The sequence below is a fragment of the Pseudomonas sp. 05T35 genome (genome assembly GCF_056396605.1).
Genome location: NZ_JBFTLU010000883.1, coordinates 1 through 608, shown reverse-complemented (window position 1 = coordinate 608; position 608 = coordinate 1). Strand labels below are relative to the sequence as shown.

Here is a 608-nt window from a genome sequence, read left to right as displayed (position 1 = left end):
CCGTATGGGTCAGCAGATGATGGGAAAAGAACCCCGAACCCGCACCTACGTCAAGAATCCTGTCGACCCGCGCATTGCCCAGCAAACGAGTCGTCGCCGCCGCTTTTGAGCGGTAGTACCAATGCTGCTCGATGCTTGAACCGAGGATGTCGGTTTCCTTGAGATCCATGGTCAGTCCTTGGCATTATGGACGCGACGCACCAGAAAAACCGGGCGGCGTTTTGATTCGATGTAGGTTCTGCCCAGGTACTCACCCAGCACCCCGATACCGATCAATTGCAGCCCCCCCAGAAAGGTGACGGCAACCATCAGCGAGGCGTAGCCCGGGACATCGATCCCGGTCAACAACGTCCGCAGCACAATGAAAGTGGCAAATGAAAAAGAAACCACCGACACCAACAGCCCCAGATACGTCCATACCTTGAGCGGGTCGGTGCTGAAACTGGTGATGCCTTCCAGCGCGAAATTCCACAAGCGCCAGCCATTGAATTTGCTTTCCCCCGCCACCCGCTCCGGACGCTCGTAATCGACATGGGTCGTCCGAAACCCGACCCAGGCGAACAAGCCCTTCATGAAACGCCGTGACTCCGGCAAGGTCTGCAAGGCAT

General features: G+C 57.2%; 2 pseudogenes. Both read right to left on the bottom strand.

The annotated features are described in order from the left end of the window. A pseudogene (locus tag AC1DH9_RS30475) lies at positions 1 to 169 on the bottom strand (methyltransferase); the annotation flags it as partial. Between the two features lie 2 nt (positions 170 to 171). Further along, positions 172 to 608: pseudogene (locus AC1DH9_RS30470) on the bottom strand (glycosyltransferase); the annotation flags it as partial.